This is a genomic window from Enterobacter sp. HSTU-ASh6, assembly GCF_026319105.1.
GTDB lineage: Bacteria > Pseudomonadota > Gammaproteobacteria > Enterobacterales > Enterobacteriaceae > Enterobacter > Enterobacter sichuanensis.
On sequence record NZ_WSPD01000003.1, the window covers coordinates 18,854 to 40,876 of the forward strand.

Annotated in this window: 21 protein-coding genes; 10 read left to right on the plus strand and 11 right to left on the minus strand. The window is 55.5% G+C overall.

From position 1 onward, the window contains the following. The first annotated feature begins 206 nt into the window (after nt 1-206). A complete protein-coding gene (gene ybiB / locus GM298_RS04155; RefSeq protein ID WP_266153652.1) occupies nt 207-1,169 on the plus strand; it encodes a DNA-binding protein YbiB in 963 nt (320 codons plus the stop codon). 118 nt (nt 1,170-1,287) lie between these two features. On the opposite strand, the gene ybiJ is transcribed toward ybiB, so the two are convergent. The 3 genes from ybiJ to mcbA form a co-directional block, all read right to left on the minus strand. Continuing rightward, complete coding sequence (ybiJ, locus tag GM298_RS04160; RefSeq protein WP_025757265.1) at nt 1,288-1,548, minus strand: DUF1471 family protein YbiJ; 261 nt, start codon at nt 1,546-1,548, stop codon at nt 1,288-1,290. A 285-nt stretch (nt 1,549-1,833) separates the two neighbouring features. Beyond that, nucleotides 1,834-2,100 (minus strand): DksA/TraR family C4-type zinc finger protein, encoded by a 267-nt coding sequence (locus GM298_RS04165; RefSeq protein ID WP_025757266.1) that lies wholly within the window; start codon nt 2,098-2,100, stop codon nt 1,834-1,836. Nucleotides 2,101-2,216: 116 nt separating this feature from the next. Further along, a complete protein-coding gene (mcbA, locus tag GM298_RS04170; RefSeq protein WP_025757267.1) occupies nt 2,217-2,483 on the minus strand; it encodes a DUF1471 family periplasmic protein McbA in 267 nt (88 codons plus the stop codon). Between the two features lie 242 nt (nt 2,484-2,725). Between mcbA and rlmF the strand changes: the two genes are divergently transcribed. Beyond that, nucleotides 2,726-3,637 carry a 23S rRNA (adenine(1618)-N(6))-methyltransferase RlmF gene (gene rlmF / locus GM298_RS04175; protein ID WP_266153653.1) on the plus strand — a complete coding sequence of 304 codons (912 nt, stop codon included), beginning with the start codon at nt 2,726-2,728 and terminating at the stop codon, nt 3,635-3,637. A 45-nt stretch (nt 3,638-3,682) separates the two neighbouring features. Here rlmF and ybiO read toward each other — a convergent pair whose 3' ends face one another. The 6 genes from ybiO to rhtA all read right to left on the minus strand — a co-directional run bounded on the left by ybiO (nt 3,683) and on the right by rhtA (nt 10,280). Further along, nucleotides 3,683-5,896 (minus strand): mechanosensitive channel protein, encoded by a 2,214-nt coding sequence (gene ybiO / locus GM298_RS04180; protein ID WP_095440878.1) that lies wholly within the window; start codon nt 5,894-5,896, stop codon nt 3,683-3,685. A gap of 124 nt (nt 5,897-6,020) precedes the next feature. After that, nucleotides 6,021-6,743, minus strand: coding sequence for a glutamine ABC transporter ATP-binding protein GlnQ (glnQ, locus tag GM298_RS04185; protein WP_025757270.1), 723 nt, complete (start codon nt 6,741-6,743; stop codon nt 6,021-6,023). Further along, a complete protein-coding gene (gene glnP / locus GM298_RS04190) occupies nt 6,740-7,399 on the minus strand; it encodes a glutamine ABC transporter permease GlnP (protein ID WP_003858462.1) in 660 nt (219 codons plus the stop codon). Before glnP ends, glnQ begins: the two co-directional genes overlap by 4 nt. Nucleotides 7,400-7,483: 84 nt before the next feature. Next, entirely contained in the window at nt 7,484-8,227 is a 744-nt protein-coding gene (glnH, locus tag GM298_RS04195; protein ID WP_266153655.1) for a glutamine ABC transporter substrate-binding protein GlnH, read from the minus strand. 362 nt (nt 8,228-8,589) lie between these two features. Then, a complete protein-coding gene (dps, locus tag GM298_RS04200; RefSeq protein WP_025757272.1) occupies nt 8,590-9,093 on the minus strand; it encodes a DNA starvation/stationary phase protection protein Dps in 504 nt (167 codons plus the stop codon). Between the two features lie 299 nt (nt 9,094-9,392). After that, entirely contained in the window at nt 9,393-10,280 is an 888-nt protein-coding gene (gene rhtA / locus GM298_RS04205; RefSeq protein ID WP_025757273.1) for a threonine/homoserine exporter RhtA, read from the minus strand. A 354-nt stretch (nt 10,281-10,634) separates the two neighbouring features. Here rhtA and ompX point away from each other — a divergent pair, with 354 nt between their 5' ends. Further along, on the plus strand, nt 10,635-11,153 hold the full coding sequence (ompX, locus tag GM298_RS04210; RefSeq protein WP_025757274.1) for an outer membrane protein OmpX: 519 nt from the start codon (nt 10,635-10,637) through the stop codon (nt 11,151-11,153). A 145-nt stretch (nt 11,154-11,298) separates the two neighbouring features. Here ompX and GM298_RS04215 read toward each other — a convergent pair whose 3' ends face one another. Then, complete coding sequence (locus GM298_RS04215) at nt 11,299-12,882, minus strand: phosphoethanolamine transferase (protein WP_266153657.1); 1,584 nt, start codon at nt 12,880-12,882, stop codon at nt 11,299-11,301. 283 nt (nt 12,883-13,165) lie between these two features. Further along, complete coding sequence (gene mntS / locus GM298_RS04220) at nt 13,166-13,294, minus strand: manganase accumulation protein MntS (RefSeq protein ID WP_014831181.1); 129 nt, start codon at nt 13,292-13,294, stop codon at nt 13,166-13,168. A gap of 183 nt (nt 13,295-13,477) precedes the next feature. Between mntS and mntR the strand changes: the two genes are divergently transcribed. The 7 genes from mntR to GM298_RS04255 all read left to right on the plus strand — a co-directional run bounded on the left by mntR (nt 13,478) and on the right by GM298_RS04255 (nt 22,013). Next, nucleotides 13,478-13,951 carry a manganese-binding transcriptional regulator MntR gene (gene mntR / locus GM298_RS04225; RefSeq protein WP_025757276.1) on the plus strand — a complete coding sequence of 158 codons (474 nt, stop codon included), beginning with the start codon at nt 13,478-13,480 and terminating at the stop codon, nt 13,949-13,951. Beyond that, entirely contained in the window at nt 13,948-15,057 is a 1,110-nt protein-coding gene (locus GM298_RS04230; protein ID WP_045285465.1) for an anion transporter, read from the plus strand. Before mntR ends, GM298_RS04230 begins: the two co-directional genes overlap by 4 nt. Before the next feature lie 101 nt (nt 15,058-15,158). After that, complete coding sequence (locus tag GM298_RS04235) at nt 15,159-16,253, plus strand: HlyD family secretion protein (protein WP_025757278.1); 1,095 nt, start codon at nt 15,159-15,161, stop codon at nt 16,251-16,253. Next, nucleotides 16,250-17,821 carry a DHA2 family efflux MFS transporter permease subunit gene (locus tag GM298_RS04240; RefSeq protein ID WP_045285466.1) on the plus strand — a complete coding sequence of 524 codons (1,572 nt, stop codon included), beginning with the start codon at nt 16,250-16,252 and terminating at the stop codon, nt 17,819-17,821. The genes GM298_RS04235 and GM298_RS04240 overlap by 4 nt, the downstream gene beginning before the upstream one ends. Next, nucleotides 17,821-19,344 (plus strand): efflux transporter outer membrane subunit, encoded by a 1,524-nt coding sequence (locus tag GM298_RS04245; RefSeq protein ID WP_266153659.1) that lies wholly within the window; start codon nt 17,821-17,823, stop codon nt 19,342-19,344. The genes GM298_RS04240 and GM298_RS04245 overlap by 1 nt, the downstream gene beginning before the upstream one ends. Before the next feature lie 104 nt (nt 19,345-19,448). Next, nucleotides 19,449-20,489, plus strand: a complete 1,041-nt coding sequence (locus GM298_RS04250) for an aldo/keto reductase (protein WP_266153660.1) — start codon at nt 19,449-19,451, stop codon at nt 20,487-20,489. 147 nt (nt 20,490-20,636) lie between these two features. Next, nucleotides 20,637-22,013, plus strand: coding sequence for a glycoside hydrolase family 1 protein (locus GM298_RS04255; protein ID WP_262784635.1), 1,377 nt, complete (start codon nt 20,637-20,639; stop codon nt 22,011-22,013). Nucleotides 22,014-22,023 lie beyond the last annotated feature (10 nt).

Below are 22,023 nucleotides of genomic sequence, written 5' to 3' on the forward strand. Positions count from 1 at the left end.
TGAAAATAGGGCATTTCGGGTATTAATCATCACGTGGCTGATTAATTCGGCAGGAACTATCGCTGAGAACTATTTTTCGTTCAATTTAACTTCAGACCATTTTTACCCTCGAAGCGTCCTTTGGCGGGACGGGGAGAGGAAAATGATTACCCGCCAGGCATTTATCAGGGCTATAGTATCTGCAAAGAGCCGCAAGGAGAGATGTCGTGGATTATCGTAAAATTATCAAAGAGGTAGGGCGAGGAAAAAACCATGCCCGCGACCTGGATCAGGAAACGGCCCGTGCCCTGTACACCCATATGCTCAACGGCGATGTTCCCGATCTGGAGATGGGCGGTATCCTGATTGCGCTCCGTATTAAAGGCGAAGGGGAAGCGGAGATGCGCGGCTTCTATGAAGCGATGCAGGCGCAAACGCTGCGTTTAACCCCCCCGGTGGCAAAACCGATGCCGATTGTCATCCCCACCTATAACGGTGCGCGCAAGCAGGCGAATCTCACCCCTCTGCTGGCGATTCTGCTGCACAAGCTGGGCTTTCCGGTGGTGGTCCATGGCGTCAGCGAAGATCCCACGCGCGTGCTGACGGAGACCATCTTTGGCATGTTAGGTATTGAACCGACGCTGCACGCCGGCCCGGCGCAGGCGAAGCTGGACGGCCATCAGCCAGTCTATATTCCGGTGAAGGCACTCTGCCCGCCGCTGGAAAAGCAGCTGGATATGCGCTGGCGCATGGGCGTGCGCAACAGCGCCCACACGCTGGCGAAACTCGCCACCCCCTTTGGCGAAGCGGATGCCCTGCGCCTCTCCAGCGTGTCGCATCCGGAGTACGTGACGCGTGTAGGCACATTTTTTGAAGAGATTGGCGGAAGGGCACTGCTGATGCACGGCACAGAAGGGGAGGTTTACGCCAACCCGCAGCGCTGTCCGCAGCTGGTCTTAATCGATCCCGCAGGCACGCGGCCCGTACTGGAACGTCAGGAAGAGAATGCCGGCGTGATAGTGCCTGAGGCAAAGGATCCGCATACCACCGCCCACTGGATTGAGCAGTGTCTGGCCGGAAATGTGCCTGTTCCGCATTCGATCAAACTCCAGATGGCCTGCTGTCTGCTGGCGACCGGAGAGGTGGAGTCAGTCGAGGCCGGGCTTAAACGCGTGGCGCAGGCGTTTTAGACAAAAAAAAGCCCGTCCAGTGGCGGACGGGCAAGCAAGGGTAACAAACAACAGGGTCAATGAGGGTTGGAGCAGCTCACCAGAGGGTATGGCGAGGGGACAGCATTCATTCAGTCGATTATTTGTAGATAACCGCAGTACCGCTCAGCTTGTTATTGGTGTTCGCGGAAGTGATGCTGTATCCGCTTGCACCGGCAGCTGCCGCTTTCTCAGCCAGTTTGGCTTCCAGACCGTCCAGCGTGGTCGCGCCTTCTGCGCTCACCACACCGATTTTATTCATGTTTTGCGCCTGAGCTGGAGAAACAGGTTCTGCAGCGAATGCACCAAAAGACAGAGCAGACAGGGCAACAGCAGCAACAGCATATTTGATGGTTTTCATAATTAATCTCTCGCAGGTTATTCTGTTAAGGGGACGATGTTCCGTCGATGTGATAAGTATCACGCTTTTTTCCGACAGATAAAATCGAAGAGAATTGACGTGGTTGCTCAAAAAAATTGAATGACAAATAACTTATTGAATATTAATAAATTCAGAAGAGAGATTTACATTTCTTGTCGCTGCGCTTTACAGAGGCGTGATGAAGGGCACATTTTGCTACGCGGCGGGCAAAAAATCGTGAGCGTAAAGGAACGCACTTTCGGGGTTTACTTAGGTAAAGGAAAGTCAACGTAACTGGCTATCTTTCGATCCTCTGCGATTATATCCCGAATGAGGTGAATTTTTCGAATCTTTATTCTGCTGACATGAGATGCATAACCGCACACCGGGAATGGCTTTACGCCGCGCCTCCGGGATGGGCTCTCCACATTCTTCACATTCCGTTAAGCTCTCACCGCGCGGAATTTCGCCGCGAGCGCGGGCAACGGCATCTTCAATTGTACTGTTGATCTGTTCGTTAACGGCGTCGTCATTCGCCCATCCGGAAGCCATGGCATTCTCCTCACGCGGGGGGTATCTGAGTCATATGGGGCCAAAAAATGTGCAATCAAGACAGGGGATGAGAACTGCACCTGTCGGCCAGATGCAGTGATTCTCAGAAGGGGAGACTATTTATAGATGGTTGCTGTGCCATACATGTGGTTATCGCCACCGGCGGAATTTACCACGAAGCCTTTCGCACCTTCCTCGCGGGCTTTTTCAGCCAGTTTATTTTGCAGATCGTCAAGGTTGCTGGCACGGCTTACCGACACGGTGCCCGCAGGGCGGAGCTGGCTGGTATCGGTACTTTGGGTCAGTGACTGAACGGCCATGGCAGAAAATGACGCGGTGGCCAGAACACCGGCAACAACGACAAGGGTCAGATATTTTTTCATAATCACATCCTCAGGGGAAACAACAGGTGATTCCCTTTAAGTTTAGAAGCCGGACGAGTGTGATTAGGCGCAAATATTTGATGATGATCTGCTTATTTTTTGAACGATGTTAATTGACAATTCGCTGACAGATCATAGACATAAAGGTGTTTGATTTATGGCGTTTTTTTAAGCGCAGAAGAGAAAGATTTACCGTTGGGCCAGCAAAGGGTATCTTACGCCGCTGTTTAAAGGAGAATGCCATGACTTCCCAAAAGCCGGGATTGCACCCGCGAAATCGCCATCGCAGCCGCTACGACATGAAGGCCTTATGCCTGAGCTGCCCGCCGCTGCAGGATTACCTTGTTCAGACCCCAGCAGGTGAACCGTCGGTTAACTTTGCTGACCCGCAGGCGGTTAAAATGCTGAACAAAGCCCTGCTGGCGCATTTTTACGGTGTGGCGCACTGGGATATTCCGGAAGGCTTTCTCTGTCCGCCTGTACCAGGCCGCGCGGATTATGTGCACCATCTTGCCGATCTCCTCGCAGACGATCGTGACGGCGTGGTACCCCAGAACGCTTCCGTGCTCGATATCGGGACCGGCGCGAACCTGATTTATCCGCTGATCGGCGCGCATGAGTATCACTGGCGCTTCACCGGAAGCGAAATCGGTGCTGAGGCCTTCGCCAGCGCCCAGGGCATAATCAGCGCTAACCCGGGATTAAGCCGTGCTATTCGCCTGCGTCGTCAGAAAGACGCCGCCTCTATTTTCAACGGCATTATCCATAAAAATGAAAGCTACGACGCGACGATGTGCAATCCGCCGTTCCATGATTCAGCCGCCGCCGCCCGCGCGGGCAGCGAGCGCAAGCGCCGCAATCTCGGTCAGGCGGAAGACGCTGCGCTGAACTTTGGCGGCCAGCAGCAGGAGCTGTGGTGTGAAGGGGGCGAAGTCGCGTTCATCCTGCGCATGATCGCTGAAAGCAAGCAGTTTGCCCGTCAGGTGAAGTGGTTCTCAACGCTGGTTTCCCGGGGAGATAACCTGCCGCCACTGTACCGCGCGCTGACCGAAGCCGGTGCCGTCAAAGTGGTGAAAAAAGAGATGGCGCAGGGCCAGAAACAGAGCCGCTTTATCGCCTGGTCGTTTATGGACGATAACAAACGTCGCAAATAACACGCTGTCGTAGGCCGGGTCAGGCGAAGCCGCCACCCGGCTCGGTTACAGCGTCGGCTCCTGCGGAGGGAGCGGTGAGGCGGGCGGCGACAAGACCTGATACGTCTGCACCGGCATCCTTACATTTGCCAGATCGAAGTGTTTCTTCACCATGCTGTCGAGGGCAAAGCGCACCGTCCACTGCTTCAGCGGCTGGGTGGTAAAGGAGACGCGAAGGGTAAATGCCGTATTCGTCAGCCCGACAATGCCGGCAAATGATGGCTCGCCAATCACCAGCCCGCGAATATCCTCCATCTGCATCAGCTCTTCTACCGCATCTTTCAGCGCCTGCTTCGCTTTGTCTGCATCCTCATGACGATCCACATCGTAGTTCGCCACGACGGAACCAATCCCGCGCACAAAGTTGGCGAAGGTAGTGATCGAAGACCAGGGAATAATATGGTACGCCCCGGTGTCCTGACGCACGCCGACAGATCGGATGGACATGCGCTCCACCGTGCCGGTGAGCGGCCCAATCGTCACCAGATCGCCGGTATTCATCCCGTTCTCAAACTGGATAAAGATGCCGGTAATAATATCCTTCACCAGCGTCTGTGACCCGAAGGAGATAGCCAGCCCCAGCGCACCGGCACCGGCCAGCAGCGGGGCGATATTCACGCCAATCTCGGACAGCACAATCATGATGGTGATGGTACTGATAATCACCGCCAGCGCATTGCGGAACAGCGTCAGCAACGTGCGGGCACGCGCGCTGGGCAGCGGCCTGCCGTGAATGTCGGAGACCAGACGGTTCTCTATCAGGCTTGCCAGCAGCGTCCAGCCGACGGCAGAGAAGAACAGGATCAGCGCGATACGAATTAAAATATCGACGGTCTTTTCCCCGGCGCCGTTATGCAGCCAGTTCCAGAAATCGAACAGCCCCCAGGCGTTGAGCAGCAGCATAATCGCCACGCAGACGGTCAGGATGCGCGCGACCTTGAGCGAGACTGACATCCAGCCGTTCACCCGTTTTTGCAGTTCCGGGTAATTGCGCTGCACCTGCGGTGAGAGGGTGATGGTTTTTGATATCCAGCGGGATAACAGGCCCGACACAAACGCCGCGATGCCGATAATGGCCAGGCTTTTGAATGTGGCACCCATCATAAATTTCAGGCTGTTACCCGGGTCGAACAGCGAAAAGAAGCACAGCACAATGAAATAGGCGCTGGCCAGCCAGTGCCACACGAGGGCGAAGGCGCGAATAAAGAGGCTAAAGAACGAGAGGGAGCGATCGGCCAGATGCAGCAGACTCTCGGTGATGGTCTTTTTATTATGAAAGATAAGGTACAGCGACCAGACGGTAATGCACAGCATGATCACCACGTTTGCCAGCGCGCCAAACTGGACGTTCACCTGGTTCGAGATGATCGGCACGGCCACCAGCAGACCATAACCAATTAACCCGCTGAGCACGCTCAGACGCAGCGCCCAGTATTTCGCGCTCTCATCCCGTATGGAAAAAGGACGCAGTTCCGGCACGTGGGGGCAAAACAGTAACCGCAGCAGTGCCTTGAAGAACTCAATCAGGGCAAACGCATTGAGGAACAGCGATTGCTGGAAGGCGATGGTTTTGTTACCCGCATTCAGCCTGTCGGCCAGCATCTGGCCTAAAAACAGCGTCAGCGCCAGCAACAGTAAATCGATGATAAACGCTGACGCGATCATCAACGGCAGGTGGAGCCAGCTGCTTCTCTGCTGATTCTTCCTGCGACCCCATTGCCCCATTTTGCGGTACAGCGGCCACGCGCTCAGGCGCACCAGCCAGTAAAAAAGAAATACTGCGCCCGCCAGCATCAGGAACTGCGTGGCGGCGACGGTAAACGTTTGTGGGTTAAAGGGCTTATGCGGTGAGCCAATCAGATTACGATAGAGCTGGGCAAAGCGTGAGGAGAGGGCTTCGCCATAGTGGCGGCTGACGTCGGTGACGTTTTCCAGCACCGTTTTTTGCTCCTCCACCTGCGGAGGGATGATGTCAGGAACCGGCTCCTGTGACGGTGTGGCGGCGACTTTTCGCAGCTGGCTGATGAGCTCCTGGCGGGAAGCATCGTTCTCCAGGACGTCGGCAAGGGCGCTGTAGGCGGCTTTTTTCTGTTCGACATCGGGCTCTGGTGGCGGCGTATTTGCCTTCGTCGCGGTCGTTCCGGTGGTGACGCCGGGGATCGCAACGGCGAACGATGGCGCACTAAACAGGCTTATCAACAGCAACAGGATCCACGGCACGGCGTCCTCCGGTGAAAATGTCGAACAAAATGATAAGTATAGAAGTCGGGACGCAGAGGAGGATTTTTGAGAACAATCTGGCGTAAAAAAGCCGGGCATGCCCGGCTCAGCGTAACGCGGTGGATCAGGAGACGTGCTGCAGGAACTCCTGCAAACGCGGGCTTGGCGGGTTCGCGATTAATTCCTGCGGGTTACCGTCTTCCGCGATACGGCCTTTATCAATAAAGATCAGACGGGAAGCCACTTTCTCCGCAAAGCCGATTTCGTGGGTCACGATAACCATCGTCATCCCTTCTTCGGCCAGATCCTGCATGACTTTCAGCACTTCATGACGTAGTTCCGGGTCAAGCGCTGAGGTTGGCTCATCAAACAGCATCATTTTCGGTTTAACCGCCAGCGCGCGGGCAATCGCCACACGCTGCTGTTGGCCGCCGGAGAGCTCAGAAGGGTAGTGGTGCGCACGCTCTGCCAGACCCACTTTCGCCAGCAGATCTTTTGCCAGCGCTTCGGCCGCCGCTTTGTTGGCGCCGCGCACGCGCAGCGGGCCAAACATCACGTTTTCCAGCGCCGTCAGGTGCGGGAAGAGGTAGAACTGCTGGAACACCATGCCCGCTTCCTGGCGAATCAGACGGTCATCCACTTTCGGGTCATTCACCTTCAGACCATCGACGATCAGATCGCCGCTGGTGATCTCTTCCAGCTTGTTGATGCAGCGCAGCAGGGTCGATTTACCGGAGCCTGACGGCCCGATAATCACCACCACTTCACCCTGTTTGATGCTCAGATCGATATTGTGCAGCACCTGGGTTGGGCCAAAGTGCTTGGAAACGTTTTTAAATTCAATCACAGGATTTTCATCCTTCTTTCAAGACGACGCAGAACGAAGCTCAGAACCAGAGTAATGATCAGGTAGACAACGGCTACCGCACTCCAGATTTCCAGCGCACGGAAGTTGCCAGCGATGATCTCCTGGCCCTGACGGGTCAGCTCAGCCACGCCGATAACAATGAACAGCGACGTATCTTTAATGCTGATGATCCACTGGTTACCGAGCGGCGGCAGCATGCGGCGCAGCGCCAGCGGCAGAATAACGTGACGGATCGTTTCGCGACGAGAAAGACCTAACGCCAGACCGGCTTCACTGAAACCTTTATGAATCGACAGCACCGCACCGCGGGTGATTTCCGCAATGTAGGCACCTGAGTTGATCATAATGGTGACGACGGCGGCGCTGAACGGGTCGATGCGCAGGTCGGTGAACGCCATCGGCAGGGCGAAGTAAATGAACATGACCTGCACGACAATGGGCGTGCCGCGGATCACTTCGATGAATACCAGTGCGATGTGGTTTGCAATCCAGCCGCCGTAGGTGCGGGCGAAACCGGCGACAAGACCGATAATCAACCCACCAACCAGACCCAGGACCGAAATCCACAGGGTCATTTTAGCGCCTTCAAGCAAGAGTGGAATGGCAGGCCAGATGGCGCTCCAGTCAAACTGCATGATAATTTCCTGTTACTGTTACCGTGTTTCAAAAATATCAGGGGCGAAAGGTCGCCCCCGAGTGAACGTCATTTTTACGTCTTATTATTTAGGCTCGGTACCGAACCATTTTTTGTAGATTTCGTTATAAGTACCGTTCTCTTTCAGCATTTTCAGCGCGCCGTTAACTTTGGTGCGCAGCTCGTCGCTGCCTTTCGGGAAGGCGATACCGTACTGCTGTGCTTCCAGAGACTCACCCACCGCTTTGAACTTGCCGTTGCCCGCCGTTTTGATGAAGTACAGGATGTTAGGCGTGTCGTGCAGAACCGCGTCAGCACGGTTGGTGCCGAGTTCCATGTAGGCGTTATCGATGTTCGGGAACTGACGCAGGTCTTTGGTTTTGATATTCGCTTTGGCGTAATCAACAGAACCGGTGCCACTCTTCACTGCAACCACTTTGCCGTCGAGATCTTTCACGCTTTTTACGTCGTTATTATCGGCTTTGACCATCACCAACAGGCCGCTTTTGTAGTAGCCGTCAGAGAAGTCGATCGCTTTTTTACGCTCATCAGTGATGGTGATACCCGCCAGCGCCAGATCTACGTTTTTGGTTTGCAGTGCCGGGATAATGCCGCTGAAGTCCATTGGCTTCAGGGTGTAATCCAGCTTGAGTTCTTTTGCGACAGCGGCCCACAGATCCACATCAAAACCAACGTATTTATCACCCTGTTTGAATTCAAACGGAACGAACGCCGTGTCGGTCGCCACAACCAGTTTGTCGGCAGCCTGAGAGGACACCGCAAAAGCCAGGGTAAGTGCAGCCAGTGAAACTTTTAATACAGACTTCATAGCATTTCCTTTTATATCCACGGGGCGATCCCCTGCGAGAACACGTGGCACAATGAAAAAATCGTGCCAACTTTACAAGCTATTGTTTTGTAAAGGGGATGATGTCATGCATTGCACAATAAACGTGGCAATGGCGTTCTGTTGCACCAAAGTGAAGCACTGTTTTGGTGCGTCTGGTTTGGTGCAACTGACGGGGAGACATTTAGCGGAAATTCTGACGAAAAAACAATCTTTCGTTAACGGTTGTGTGAGGTGATTATTACAATTTCTTCACTTTTGCACGGTCTCAGGCAAAAAGTGTGCACCATAGATGTGCAAAACCCTCGCCAGTGGGCGAGGGCTTAATAGATAATTCGTATGAATTATTCGATGTTAGATTCGATAAACCACAAGAATTGATCCAGGTCGCGGGAGGCAGCAGTGAAGATGTCTGCGGTATCTTCATCTTTCGCCTGGCTGATGGCTTTACGCACATCGTTTGCCACGATGGCATAACGGTCCGCCAGCTCTTTCAGATGCTCCTGAACGGTATGGATATCCAGCGGATAGCTTTTCAGTGGCGTTTTGCTGTTGATCACCTGCGTGGTACCCAGCGCCACACCGCCCAGCTGCACAGCACGTTCGGCCATGGTATCGAGGTGGGTCACCAGTGCTGTGCGGAAGCCATCCAGCATTTCATGAACGGCAATAAAGTTTGCACCGCGCATATTCCAGTGGGCCTGTTTGGTGATCAGCGAAAGATCGATGAACTGGATCACCTGGCGATTGAGCAACTCAATCGTTGCTTTTTTGTCGCTGTCCGATACATCGTTACGGGTATAAAGCAGATTAGACGCTTTCGTTTTCACCAGTTTAGCGGTACTCATAATCTCATATCCTCTTGATGTTTATGTCCCAGGTAATTACGGAACTAAGTATAGCACCGGATTTTTTCCCTGCGGTCTGGCTGTGCCTATTGGTTTAATAGCAAGAAGTGCGTTGTATTTTTAACTCACTGATAAATAAGGAGGATTCTTGAATTGATGCAGATCAATCTTAATTCTGTTTACCGCTTTGGGTACGAGGAGAATATGTCTTCTTTGTGACAAAGCATGTCAGGAAATATAAGGGTTTTCTCCCTGGCATTTATTCTGCATGACAATGAAGCCATGCAGAATATACGTCATTAGCTAAGGTCTACTTTCTGAACTTTTGACTCGGGACGCATGGTGAGCGTCGAGCCCATAGATGCCGCAATAATGGAGCACAGTGCCAGCGTCTGGGTAAAGGTCAGGGTTTCACCGAGGAAGATCATCCCGGAGATAGCGGCAAGCGCGGGCTCCATGCTCATCAGCGTACCAAAGATGCGCGTGGGCAGGCGGGTGAGGGCAATCATCTCCAGCGAATAGGGCAGCGCGGTCGAGAGGACGGCGACAGCGAGCCCAACCGGCATCACTGACCATTGCCAGATAGACTCCGTGGCCTGCGCCATGCCGAGCGGCACAAAGATGATGGCCGCTATTAATGACCCCAGCGCGACGGTCGCCGGCCCATGCTCTTCCCCGGCACGTTGACCCGTAAGGATATAGACCGCCCAGCAGGCACCTGCACCCAGCGCCAGCGCGGCCCCCGTCAGGTCGATCTCTGAAACGTTCTGGCCCAGCGGTAACAGGAACCATAATCCCAGAACGGCTAATATCACCCAGATAAAGTCAACAGGCCGACGGGACGCGAAAAGCGCCACTGCCAGCGGGCCGGTAAATTCCAGCGCGACGGCAATGCCCAGAGGAATGGTCTGGATAGAGAGATAGAACATATAGTTCATTGCCCCCAGCGCCAGCCCGTAGAAAAGCAGCGGAAGTCGCTGCGCTTTCTGGACACGCAGCCGCCAGGGTTTAAAGATGACCACGAGGATCAGGGTGCCTAATGCGATACGCAGCGCCGTCACGCCCGGCGCGCCCACCAGCGGGAAGAGTGATTTCGCGAGTGATGCGCCGCTCTGAATGGACAACATCGCAATCAGTATTACAGCAACCGGCATCCAGACCGACGACCTGCGGGATAACCCTGGCATCCTTTCTCCTGTCATGTTTTGTCAAAAAGGGTAAAAGCCGCAGTGTAATGGAAATATGGCGCAACGGTTGAGCTACTGTTGAAAAAAAAACAGGGAAAATCCGTAAAATAGATAAGCACTGCTGGTTTTATCGCCTGTCAGATTAGGAATAATCTGGATGAATGTAACGGCATTGACGCGCACTATTGGCGTTTTGCAGCAGAAATCCTTTGTGATTTGAATAAGATAACTGTCGATGGAAACGTTCTGTTACAGGAAAGGCTTCGTTAGACATCACGAATCACAAAGAGTTTCGCAAATTTTTTTGATATATTTAAAACTTACGGACTTACTTGAAGCACATTTGAGGTGGTTATGAAAAAAATTGCATGTCTTTCAGCACTGGCCGCTGTACTGGCTGTTTCCGCAGGTACCGCTGTAGCTGCTACTTCTACTGTAACTGGTGGTTACGCTCAGAGCGATATGCAGGGCGTGATGAACAAAGCTAACGGTTTCAACCTGAAGTATCGTTACGAGCAGGATAACAACCCACTGGGCGTGATCGGTTCTTTCACCTACACCGAGAAAGATCGTTCTGAAAACGGCGCATACAACAAAGGTCAATACTACGGTATCACCGCAGGTCCAGCTTACCGTCTGAATGACTGGGCAAGCATCTACGGTGTTGTTGGTGTTGGCTACGGTAAATTCCAGCAGACCGAAAACGAAGGTCTGAACCGCACTGCAAGCAACAGCGACTATGGCTTCTCCTATGGCGCAGGCCTGCAGTTCAACCCAATCCAGGACGTTGCTCTGGACTTCTCCTATGAGCAGAGCCGTATCCGCAACGTTGACGTTGGCACCTGGATCGCGGGCGTAGGTTACCGCTTCTAATCACTTCGGTGATTAAATAAAAAATCCGCCCACTGTGGCGGATTTTTTTTTGCAAGGTAAAAGCAAAACGGCAACCATGGGTTGCCGTTTTTACTGTTTTTTCCCTCTCCCCGTGGGAGAGGGCCAGGGTGAGGGCATCAGGCCGCTACTTACTCTTAATATCGAAAATATCCGTACCCAGATGGTTGTAGTCAACTTTCTGTAACTTGAAGTTGGTAACGTACACTGGGGGCGCTTTCTTGTTTGAGACAAACGGGTAAGCATTTTTTATCTGTCCGGCAGTAATCCCCGTCCACTGCGAGAAGAACTGCAGGAAGTCATTTGCCGAACGACGCGCTTTAATGATGCGGTGCGTTTTATCATCACTCGACAGCACCATAAACGGTACCTGGAAGTTCTGCTGGAACTTGTCGTCGTGCGCCAGATACTGCACCTCTTTCCCGCGCTCTTTAAACGCCAGCCCGTGATCCGAGAAATAGACCATGGAGAAGCTATCGCCCGTATTGCGTAACTGCTCGTACAGCTTGCTGAGCAGGTCGTCGGTTTGCGTCATGGTGTAGAGATAGCACGAGGTCTCTTTGGACTGCACAAACTCCGCGTACTTCCCGCCAGTACGATCGCACGCCTGCGGGTGTGACCCCATCAGGTGCAGGACAATCAGCTGAGGCTGCGTGCGCTGGGTGGCAAAGACCTGCGCCGTCATCTTAAGCAAGGCTTCGTCTTTGGTGTTTTTATCGGCTTCAAAATCACCGTTTTTCAGGAACTGCACTTCATCAGCCCGTTTGGCGATGCTGGCGATGGCGGTATCGTATTCGCCAATTTGCCCCTGATTGGAGAACCACCACGTCTGAAAACCTGCGCGGTTTGCCAGAGTGACGAAATTATCCTGATACTGGGGTTTGCCATCCACCACCCGGTTAAGAGTCAGGCCGAGCGATTTCTGCGTCGAGCCGCTGGCCGCGACATAATCGGTAAACAGGGTCCCCTTGACCGAATCAGCAAACGGGGTGTTATTCCAGTGCCCGCCAAACGCCCCCATGGCATCGCGACGCGCGCTTTCACCAATCACCACCACATAAGTGTGATATTTCGGCTTCACCGCCAGCACGTTCCAGGTGTCTTTCATATTGGAAAGCTCAGCCATACGCGCCTGTTCGTCGAGCACCTCTTTATTGTTCACCACCACATCTTTCACGAAGCGGAAAACCGGATAGCCGATGTTGGTGAGCCTTAGCTTGCCGTCCCAGGGAATATTCTGGATGGGGGCGACAAACGCCACGGCAACGCTGAACACCAGACAGAGTACTTCGATCTTACCCCAGGATTTTTTCTCGTCAGACTGACGACGAATGGCGATAACGCCCAACGCGAAGATAAAGAGCCCGACCACGTAGCTGTACCACGGGAAGATCGTCAGGATCTCCGTCGACTCTTCCATGTTGGTCGAGTGCAGCGCCAGCAGGGTATTAAAGTTTGGCGAGCCGTACGCCTGACCAAACGGAAAATAGAGCGCAGCAACCAGCGAACACATGCCGATTAACGCTTTTTGCACACGTGGCGCGGTTCGCCACAGCAGGTGCAGAATGCAGGTAAAAGCCACTGCGTAGAGCAGACTAAAGGGATAACCGAGTGCAAAGTTAATCAGTAATGACTGCAAAAAGTAAAATCCCGTCCACGGGCTTAAGGCCCGGCTGCGGGTCACAACGGTATCTATCAGGGTTAAATTCATAGGTCACTATCATGGATGAAAACGCCATGTGCTCACCCTGGCGTCAAGGGTCATAACCTGCCTGACAGTGCGTGGAGAGGGAATGAGGGTCCGCTTCAGCGAGCCGCAAATTGTGCAGGGCTGCAAGAAGATAGTGCGAGCGCTAAATAATATCAACAGTTGCTAAGCAGATGTTTTGCGAAGGGGATTGCAAATCCGTAAAAAAGATCGGGAATAGGGCGGCTAAAAGCCAGTTTACAGCGAGAGTGTGACGGGAAAATGACGCGGCGTACCGCAACGCCGCTTAGTGGGAAGGTTTGTCGTCCTGATGCGGTTTGTTGTTAAACATATCGCACAGCATGTTCAACAGCATTAAGCGCACTTTAAAAGGAGAGTGGGTAAACACGGTCATACACCTCTTGAATTCGTTCATAAGACCTCCTGATTTTTGATCCCTTCGATCCGTGAAGGGTGACTGCATTACATACAGATATAGCACAGGCTATATTGTATAGCTATGGCTATTTCGTTAATTTTTTGTGCTTGCAGAGCTATGGTTTACAATGTGCGCTCTCGATACCGGGCGCTGGAAGCGTCACCCCACTGAGGAAGTACAATGAACCGTCGCGCAGGTAAGCCAGCAATGAGGAAAACGACGCAACTGGTGAATGTTGAAGAACATGTCGAAGGTTTTCGCCAGGTCCGTGAAGCGCACCGGCGTGAACTGATTGATGATTATGTTGAACTCATTTCCGATCTGATCCGTGAGGTTGGGGAAGCGCGCCAGGTCGATATGGCCGCCAGGCTGGGGGTGTCGCAACCAACCGTTGCGAAGATGTTAAAACGGCTGGCTTCTGTGGGGTTGATCGAAATGATCCCCTGGCGCGGGGTTTTCCTGACGCCGGAAGGGGAGAAACTTGCGCAGGAGAGCCGCGAGCGCCATCAGCTTGTCGAGAATTTTTTACTGGTACTGGGCGTCAGCCCGGAGATTGCCCGCCGGGATGCGGAAGGTATGGAACACCACGTCAGCGAAGAGACGCTGGTGAAGTTTCGCGAATTTACCCTTAAATATGGTCCCTCCGCTGAATGAAAATCCCTGGACTGCAGGCCCTGGCACGCGATCGCTTCTTTCATCTGTTATTGATCACTGGCGCAGGGTTAAGCCTCTTTGTGCCGTTTGCGCCGCACGCCTGGCCTGCTGCGATTGACTGGCGCACCATTATTACCCTGAGCGGCTTAATGATGCTCACCAAAGGGGTCGAGCTGAGCGGCTATTTTGACGTGCTGGGACGTAAAATGGTGCGCCGCTTTGCCACCGAGCGCAGGCTGTCCCTGTTTATGGTCTTCTCCGCCGCGGTACTGTCGACGTTTCTGACCAACGACGTGGCGCTGTTTATTATCGTGCCCCTCACGCTCACCCTGCGTAAGCTGTGCGAGATCCCGGTTAGCCGGCTGATCATCTTTGAAGCGCTGGCCGTCAACGCGGGTTCGCTGTTAACGCCTGTCGGCAACCCACAGAATATCCTTCTCTGGGGACGTTCCGGGCTGTCGTTCGCCGCATTCACCTGGCAGATGGCGCCGCTGGCGCTGGTGATGATGGCGTCGCTGCTGGCGGTCTGCTGGTTTGCGTTTCCGGATAAAAAACTGCAATACCACAGCGGTACAACCGGCCCGCAGTGGCAGCCTCGTCTGGTCTGGAGTTGCCTTGGGCTATACATCGTCTTCCTGTTCGCGCTGGAGCTGAAGCATGAGCTGGCGGGCGTGCTGCTCGTGGCGGCGGGGTTTGTCGTGCTGGCGCGTCGCGTGCTGGTGAGCGTGGACTGGACGCTGCTGCTGGTCTTTATGGTGATGTTTATTGATGTGCATCTGCTCATCCAGCTTCCGGTGCTGCAAAACGTGCTGCACAGCGTCAGTACGCTGTCTCAGCCGGGACTGTGGCTGACGGCGATTGGCCTGTCGCAGGTTATCAGCAACGTGCCTTCCACCATTCTGCTGCTCAACTACGTTCCGCCGGACACGCTGCTGGCCTGGGCCGTTAACATTGGCGGGTTTGGGCTGCTGCCTGGATCGCTTGCCAATCTGATTGCCCTGCGGATGGCGAACGATCGCCGTATCTGGTGGCGCTTCCATCTCTGGTCGCTTCCGATGCTGATCTGGGCCGCGACGATCGGTTTCGGAATATTCCTTCTCATATAGTGCGCAATTTGTCAGTTTTTCCTGGCAAACGTATAGCAACGTCCTAGCTTTAGTGAACGGCATAGTGTGATGCCGCTCACTGACAGGACTGTTGCTGACCTATGGCTGAAGATCAAAATCCGCCTGCTGACGAGCAGGACAAAAACAATAATGAGCGTAAGCGTCCGGGCAAAAAACCGTTAATCATCCTCGGCATTGTCGTGGTGATCATGGTCGTTGTGGCGCTGGTCTGGTGGTTTTTAACCCGTAACGAAGAGACAACCGACGACGCCTTCACCGACGGCGACGTGGTGACGATTGCCCCCAAAACGGCAGGCTATGTCACCGAGTTGCGCGTGCGCGATAACCAGCGCGTGAAAAAGGGTGATCTGCTGGTGGTCATCGATCCGCGGGATACCACCGCACAGCGCGATCAGGCTCAGGCCCAGCTTGGGCTGGCTATCGCGCAGCTGCATCAGGCCCAGGCGCAGCTGGCGCTCTCCAGAGTGCAGTATCCCGCCCAGCGTGATGAGGCCAGAGCGCAGGTGCTGAAAGCGCAGGCCGATCTGGCGAATGCGCAGGCAGAGTATCGCCGCCAGCGCGGCGTCGACCCGCGTGCGACCACCCAGCAAAGTATTGATTCCGCGAATGCGCAGCTGCGGAGCGCCCAGGCGGGTCTGGCCAGCGCCCAGGCGCAGCTGGAAGTGGCAGAGCAGGTACAGCTGCAAATCCGTCAGCAGGAAACCAACGTTGAAGCGCGCGAGCGTCAGGTCGAGCAGGCTAAAGCGCAGCTGGAAACGGCAAACCTGAACCTCTCCTATACCGAAGTCCGCGCCCCGTTCGACGGGTTTGTCACCAAACGCAATGTGCAGCCCGGTACGCTGGTACAGGCGGGAACGGCGCTGTTCTCGCTGGTTTCCCCGAACGTATGGGTGGTGGCGAACTTCAAAGAGTCACAGCTTGAGCGCATGAAGCCGGGTGATAAGGTCACCGTCTCCGTGGATGCGTGGCCGGATATGGAACTTGAGGGGCATGTCGACAGTATCCAGCAGGGGAGCGGCTCACGCTTCTCCGCCTTCCCGGCAGAAAATGCCACCGGTAACTTTGTCAAAATTGTGCAGCGCGTGCCGGTGAAAATCGTGATTGATAAGGGGCTCGATCCGAACAAACCGCTGCCGCTGGGGCTGTCGGTGGCACCGAAGGTGACGGTGGAATGACGGATCACAGCCACGACAACTGGAAACCCGCCAGTAATCCATGGGCGGTGGCGATTGTCGTCACCCTGGCGGTGTTTATGGAGATCCTCGACACCACCATCGTCAACGTCGCGCTGCCCCACGTGGCGGGGTCGCTCTCCTCCAGCTACGACGAATCCACCTGGGTGTTAACCAGCTATCTGGTCGCGAACGGCATTGTGCTGCCTATCTCGGCGTTTCTGAGTCGGGTATTTGGTCGTAAGCAGTTCTTCCTGATCTGCATCGTGATGTTTACGGTCTGTTCGTTCCTGTGCGGGATTGCCACCGAGCTGTGGCAGATCATTCTGTTTCGCGTGATGCAGGGCTTTTTTGGCGGCGGCCTGCAGCCTACCCAGCAGTCGGTACTGCTTGACTACTTCAAGCCGGAGGACAGGGGCAAAGCGTTTGGGCTCTCCTCCATCGCGATTATCGTTGCCCCGGTACTCGGCCCGACGCTGGGGGGCTGGATCACGGATAACTACTCCTGGCGCTGGGTCTTCTTTATCAATATCCCGGTGGGGATTGTTACGGTGCTGGCGATCTACCAGCTACTGGAAGATCCGCCCTGGGAGAGTAAATCGAAAGAGAAGCTCACCATCGACTGGACGGGGATCGGCCTGATCGCGCTCGGCCTCGGCTGCCTGCAGGTGATGCTCGACAGGGGTGAAGACGAGGACTGGTTCTACTCGCACTTTATTCGCACCTTCGCGGTGTTGACCCTGATCGGCATTATTGGCGCCATTTACTGGCTGATGTATGCCAAAAAACCGGTGGTGGATTTGCACTGCATGAAGGACCGCAACTTTGCCGTCTCAAGCCTGCTGATGGCGGGGATGGCGATGATCCTCTACGGCAGCTCGGTGGTCATCCCGCAACTGGCGCAGCAGGATTTGGGCTATACCGCCACCTGGTCCGGGCTGGTGCTGTCCCCTGGCGCGGTGTTGATTGTGTTGACCATCCCGCTGGTGCTGAAGCTGATGCCGGTGGTGCAGACGCGCTGGATTATTGCCTTTGGCTTTACCTGTCTGGCGGTGTCGTTCTTCTGGTCTCGCACGCTCACTCCGGATATCGACTTCGAAACGCTGGTGCTGTTCCGCAGCGCTCAGTCGCTGGGGCTGGGGTTCCTGTTTGTTCCGCTGACCACCATTGCCTTTATTTCGATCCCGCGACGGCTGAACGCCGATGCGGCGGCGCTGTTTACCATGTTCCGTAACGTTGCGGGCTCGGTTGGGATCTCGCTGTCGACGGCGGCGATTACCGAGCGCTCGCAGGCGCACAGCGCGCATCTGGCGTACCACGCCTCGCCGTTTAACGAGCAGTTCCAGCAGGCGATACGCGAGAGCGCCCAGGCGATCCAGAATTTCACCACCCAGGTGGGGGATCCCACCGGGATAGCCACCGGACGCCTGTACCAGACCATGATTGAGCAGTCGCGCTTCCTGGCCTACATCGACGTCTTCACCCTTCTGAGCGCGGTGGCCTTGTTACTGATTCCGTTTTGTTTGTTGCTCTCGCCGGTTAAGAGCGAGGGGAGTGCAGGAGCACACTGATGATACACAGACGTTTACACCCCCTGATGATAATGATGCTGCTGGCCGGCTGCGCCGTCGGGCCGGATTATCAGCCGCCCGCGCCGCCTGCCGTGACGCACTGGAACGATAAAGGCGACAGCGCGGTGAAATCGCAAACCACCTCCGCCGCGACCAACCCGCGCTGGTGGAAAACGTTCGGCTCGCCGCAGCTCGACAGCCTGGTTGAACGCGCCATCGCCGGAAACCTGACGCTGCAGCAAACGGTGCTGCGCATTGCGGGAGCGCGTGAACAGATTAACCAGGCGGGCGGGGCGTTTTACCCGTCGGTGAACGGTAATCTGCAGGCAACCCGCCAGCAGCTCGGGCTGGAAGGGGAGCTGAAATCCCACGGCGTGTATAACCAGCTGGATAATGTCGATCCTGAGCTGCGGGGCGCGTTAGGACCGCTGACGCAGCCGATCAACCTCTATCAGGGCAGCTTCGACGCCCAGTGGGAAATCGACCTGTGGGGCAAGGTGCGCAGGCAGGTCGAGGCGGCGCAAGCGCAGCAGAAGGCGGCTATTGAACAGCGTAACGACGCGCTGGTGTCGCTGGAAGCGGAAGTGGCCCGCGCATGGCTCCAGCTGCGCGGGGCGCAGAGCATTATCGCCACCCTGAACACGCAGATTAAAAGCGCGCAACAGACGCTGGATCTCACCGAAAGCCGCCAGCGCGGCGGGTTGTCACCGCAGATGGATGTCGAAAACGCCCGGGCGCAGCTGGGCAATCTTGAAGCACAGCTGCCGCAGTATCAGGCGCAGGAGCGCCAGGCGATGAACGGTCTGGCGATCCTGCTTGGTAAGCCGCCGGGCGCGCTGGATGCAGAACTACAATCCGCGCAGCCGATGCCAGCCCTGCCGGATATCGTACAAACGGGCATTCCGTCGACGCTGGCGCGACGCCGCCCGGACGTGCGTGAAGCGGAAGCGAATCTTCATGCCGCCACGGCGCAAATCGGCGTCTCGGTGGCCCAGCTGTTCCCGAGCTTTACCCTTTCCGGGCAGTTTGGCCTGCGAAACAGCGAAACCAACTGGCTGACCGACTGGAGCAGCCACTTTTACAGCTTTGGGCCGCAGGTTTCCATTCCCATCTTCCAGGGCGGACGGCTGGTCTCCAGCGTGAAACTGGCGCGCGCGCAGCAGGGGGCGGCGGTGCTGGACTATCGCCAGACGGTGCTGACCGCGCTCGGGGATGTGGAGAATGCGCTGGTGAGCTACCGTACCGATCAGCAGCGTGAAGCGGGCCTGGCGAAAACCATCGACGCGCTGCAAAACGCCTTTGACCTGGCGAGCGACAGCTATCGACAGGGGATCGCCAGCTTTATCGACGTGCTGGACGCCCAGCGACAGCTGGCGCAGGCCCAGCAGCAGCGCGCCCAGGCGCAGGTGCAAAGCGCCCTTGACCTGGTGGCACTCTACAAGGCGCTCGGCGGCGGCTGGGAGCCGTATCAGCAGGTGCAATTACCGGACTACACCGTCTTTGGCGATGCCCCGCGCGGATAAATTTTCAGAGGATTGGGCAAGAAACGGACAGGAACGCCACATTCGCGATGGCTGAGAGGCGGGTATAACTATCGGGTACCCAATCGACATGCGAGGAATGACATATGCGTTATCAAAAACTGGGCAACACCGGTCTGTTTGTTTCTGAACTCTGCCTCGGCACCATGACGTTTGGCGGTGAAGGCGGCATGTGGGGCAAGATTGGCCAGCTGCAGCAAAATGAGGCCGAGCAGCTGGTGGGCCGCGCGCTGGACGCCGGGATCAACTTTATCGACACCGCGGACGTCTATTCGGAAGGGCGCTCGGAGGCGATCACCGGCCAGGCGCTGAAAAACCTGAAAATCCCGCGCGAAAACGTAGTGGTGGCTACCAAAGTATTCGGCGAAACGGGGACGGCAGGGATGAACTCACGCGGCAGCTCGCGCTACCACATTATCAGCAGCGTGAAGGAGAGCCTGCGCCGTCTGCAGCTGGATCATATCGATCTCTACCAGCTTCACGGTTTCGACCCGGCCACGCCGATTGAAGAGACGCTGTACGCGCTGGATAACCTGGTGCAGCACGGCCACGTGCGCTACATCGGCGTCTCGAACTGGGCGGCATGGCAGATTGCCAAAGCGCTCGGTATTTCTGAACGTCTCGGCCTTGCGCGTTTCGCATCGCTCCAGGCGTATTACACCATCGCCGGACGCGATCTGGAGCGCGAGCTGGTGCCGATGATGCAGAGCGAAGGCGTCGGGCTGATGGTCTGGAGCCCGCTGGCGGGTGGCCTGCTGAGCGGAAAATATGGCCGCGACGGGCAAAGTGAAGCCGGTGGTCGTCGTCTGGAGTTCGACTTCCCGCCGGTGAATAATGATCGCGCCTTCGACTGCGTGGACGTGATGCGCACTATCGCCGAAAGCAAGGGTGTCTCCGTCGCGCAAATCGCACTGGCGTGGCTGCTGCATCAAAAAGCCGTCACCAGTGTGATCATTGGTGCCAAACGGGTCGAACAGCTGGATGACAACATTGCCGCCACTGGGATCCGCTTAAGCGAAGACGAGCTTAAACAGCTTGATGCGGTCAGCGCGCTGCCGCGCGAATATCCCGGCTGGATGCTGGAGCGGCAGGGTGAATATCGCCGTAATCAGCTCGCACAACAATAACCTTCCTTTCCCCGGTAGGCGCTTCGCTTATCGGGGCTTTTTTCCCGCCTTGCTCACAAAAAACGTTCCTCCTCTTTGATCGCTTTTACCTCTTCGTCTATATGACTAGTCATGAAATTTAAATGACTAGTCATATAGGGAGAGATCATGAACAATCAGCTGCCAGCCAACTTTTTATGGGGCAACTCGGTATCCAGCATGCAGACGGAAGGGGCATGGAATGAGGGCGGAAAGGGGATGTCGGTGTACGATATTCGCGAAGCCGGAGAGAACATCTCTGACTGGAAGGTGGCGACCGACTCCTACCACCGCTACCGGGAAGATTTCGACCTGATGCAGGATCTGGGGATGAACTGCTACCGCTTCCAGATCTCCTGGAGTCGGGTCTGCCCGCAGGGGGACGGTGCGTTCAACGACGAGGGTATCGCCTTCTACGACCGCTTTATCAACGACCTGATCGCTCGCGGTATTGAGCCGATGATCTGCCTCTACCACTTCGATATGCCGCTGGCGCTGGCGCAGGAGTACAACGGCTTCAATGACCGCCGGGTAATGGACGCCTTTATCCGCTACGGTAAAAAGATGATCGACTGCTTCGGCGACCGGGTGAAGTACTGGCTGACCTTCAACGAGCAGAACATCTTCCATATGCCGGAAGCGTTTCGCATTTCCGGCTACATGAAAGGGGAAAAAAACCTGCGCGAGCTGTACGAACTGCAGCACCATACGATGGTGGCGCACATGGCGCTGACCGAGTATCTGCACCAGACCAAACCGGGCCAGCTGATGGGCGGCATGCTGGCGCACCAGCTGATCTACCCGGCCACCTGCAAACCGCGCGATATCTTCTGCGCCCAGCAGTACGACGAATTCCTCAATCAGAACCTGCTGCGTGTTTTTGCCGGTCAGGGCTACAGCCCGGCGGTCATGGCGGTGGTGGAGCAGGAAGGATTTAGCGATCTCTACCGCGCCGAGGATTTAGCGCTACTGGCGCGCACCAAAAACGACTTTATGGCCTTCAGCTATTACGCCAGTAAAACGCTGGACAGCGATGCGATCCCGGAGGGCACGCCGGTCAACTACTACCTGCTGCACGGCGAGAAAAATAACCCATACCTGAAAGCCACCGAGTGGAACTGGCAGATCGACCCGCTCGGTTTTCGCACCATCATTACCCGCTACGCCAACGACTGGCGCATGCCGGTGTTCCCGATTGAAAACGGCATTGGCGTGATTGAGTCCTGGGATGGCGTCAACCCCATCGAGGATACCTACCGCATCGACTACCACCGGGCGCATATTGAGGCGATGAAAGCCGCGATATTTGAGGATGGTGCAAAGGTGATGGGCTACCTCGGCTGGGGTTTGATCGACATTCTCAGCTCCCAGGGCGATATGCGTAAGCGCTACGGGGTGGTCTATGTCAACCGTGAAAACCACGACCTGAAAGACCTGAAACGCGTGCCGAAAAAGAGCTACGCGTGGTTAAAACAGGTAATCCATACCAACGGACGCGAGATGTAAGCCGTACGCT

Bases quoted from the DNA above. Each gene is read 5' to 3' on its own strand.
- ybiJ (WP_025757265.1), bottom strand. From the start codon at position 1,548: ATGAAAACCATCAAATATGCTGTTGCTGCTGTTGCCCTGTCTGCTCTG.
- GM298_RS04165 (WP_025757266.1), bottom strand. From the start codon at position 2,100: ATGGCTTCCGGATGGGCGAATGACGACGCCGTTAACGAACAGATCAAC.
- mcbA (WP_025757267.1), bottom strand. From the start codon at position 2,483: ATGAAAAAATATCTGACCCTTGTCGTTGTTGCCGGTGTTCTGGCCACC.
- rlmF (WP_266153653.1), top strand. From the start codon at position 2,726: ATGACTTCCCAAAAGCCGGGATTGCACCCGCGAAATCGCCATCGCAGC.
- glnP (WP_003858462.1), bottom strand. From the start codon at position 7,399: ATGCAGTTTGACTGGAGCGCCATCTGGCCTGCCATTCCACTCTTGCTT.
- glnH (WP_266153655.1), bottom strand. From the start codon at position 8,227: ATGAAGTCTGTATTAAAAGTTTCACTGGCTGCACTTACCCTGGCTTTT.
- dps (WP_025757272.1), bottom strand. From the start codon at position 9,093: ATGAGTACCGCTAAACTGGTGAAAACGAAAGCGTCTAATCTGCTTTAT.
- rhtA (WP_025757273.1), bottom strand. From the start codon at position 10,280: ATGCCAGGGTTATCCCGCAGGTCGTCGGTCTGGATGCCGGTTGCTGTA.
- ompX (WP_025757274.1), top strand. From the start codon at position 10,635: ATGAAAAAAATTGCATGTCTTTCAGCACTGGCCGCTGTACTGGCTGTT.
- GM298_RS04215 (WP_266153657.1), bottom strand. From the start codon at position 12,882: ATGAATTTAACCCTGATAGATACCGTTGTGACCCGCAGCCGGGCCTTA.
- mntS (WP_014831181.1), bottom strand. From the start codon at position 13,294: ATGAACGAATTCAAGAGGTGTATGACCGTGTTTACCCACTCTCCTTTT.
- mntR (WP_025757276.1), top strand. From the start codon at position 13,478: ATGAACCGTCGCGCAGGTAAGCCAGCAATGAGGAAAACGACGCAACTG.
- GM298_RS04230 (WP_045285465.1), top strand. From the start codon at position 13,948: ATGAAAATCCCTGGACTGCAGGCCCTGGCACGCGATCGCTTCTTTCAT.
- GM298_RS04235 (WP_025757278.1), top strand. From the start codon at position 15,159: ATGGCTGAAGATCAAAATCCGCCTGCTGACGAGCAGGACAAAAACAAT.
- GM298_RS04240 (WP_045285466.1), top strand. From the start codon at position 16,250: ATGACGGATCACAGCCACGACAACTGGAAACCCGCCAGTAATCCATGG.
- GM298_RS04245 (WP_266153659.1), top strand. From the start codon at position 17,821: ATGATACACAGACGTTTACACCCCCTGATGATAATGATGCTGCTGGCC.
- GM298_RS04250 (WP_266153660.1), top strand. From the start codon at position 19,449: ATGCGTTATCAAAAACTGGGCAACACCGGTCTGTTTGTTTCTGAACTC.
- GM298_RS04255 (WP_262784635.1), top strand. From the start codon at position 20,637: ATGAACAATCAGCTGCCAGCCAACTTTTTATGGGGCAACTCGGTATCC.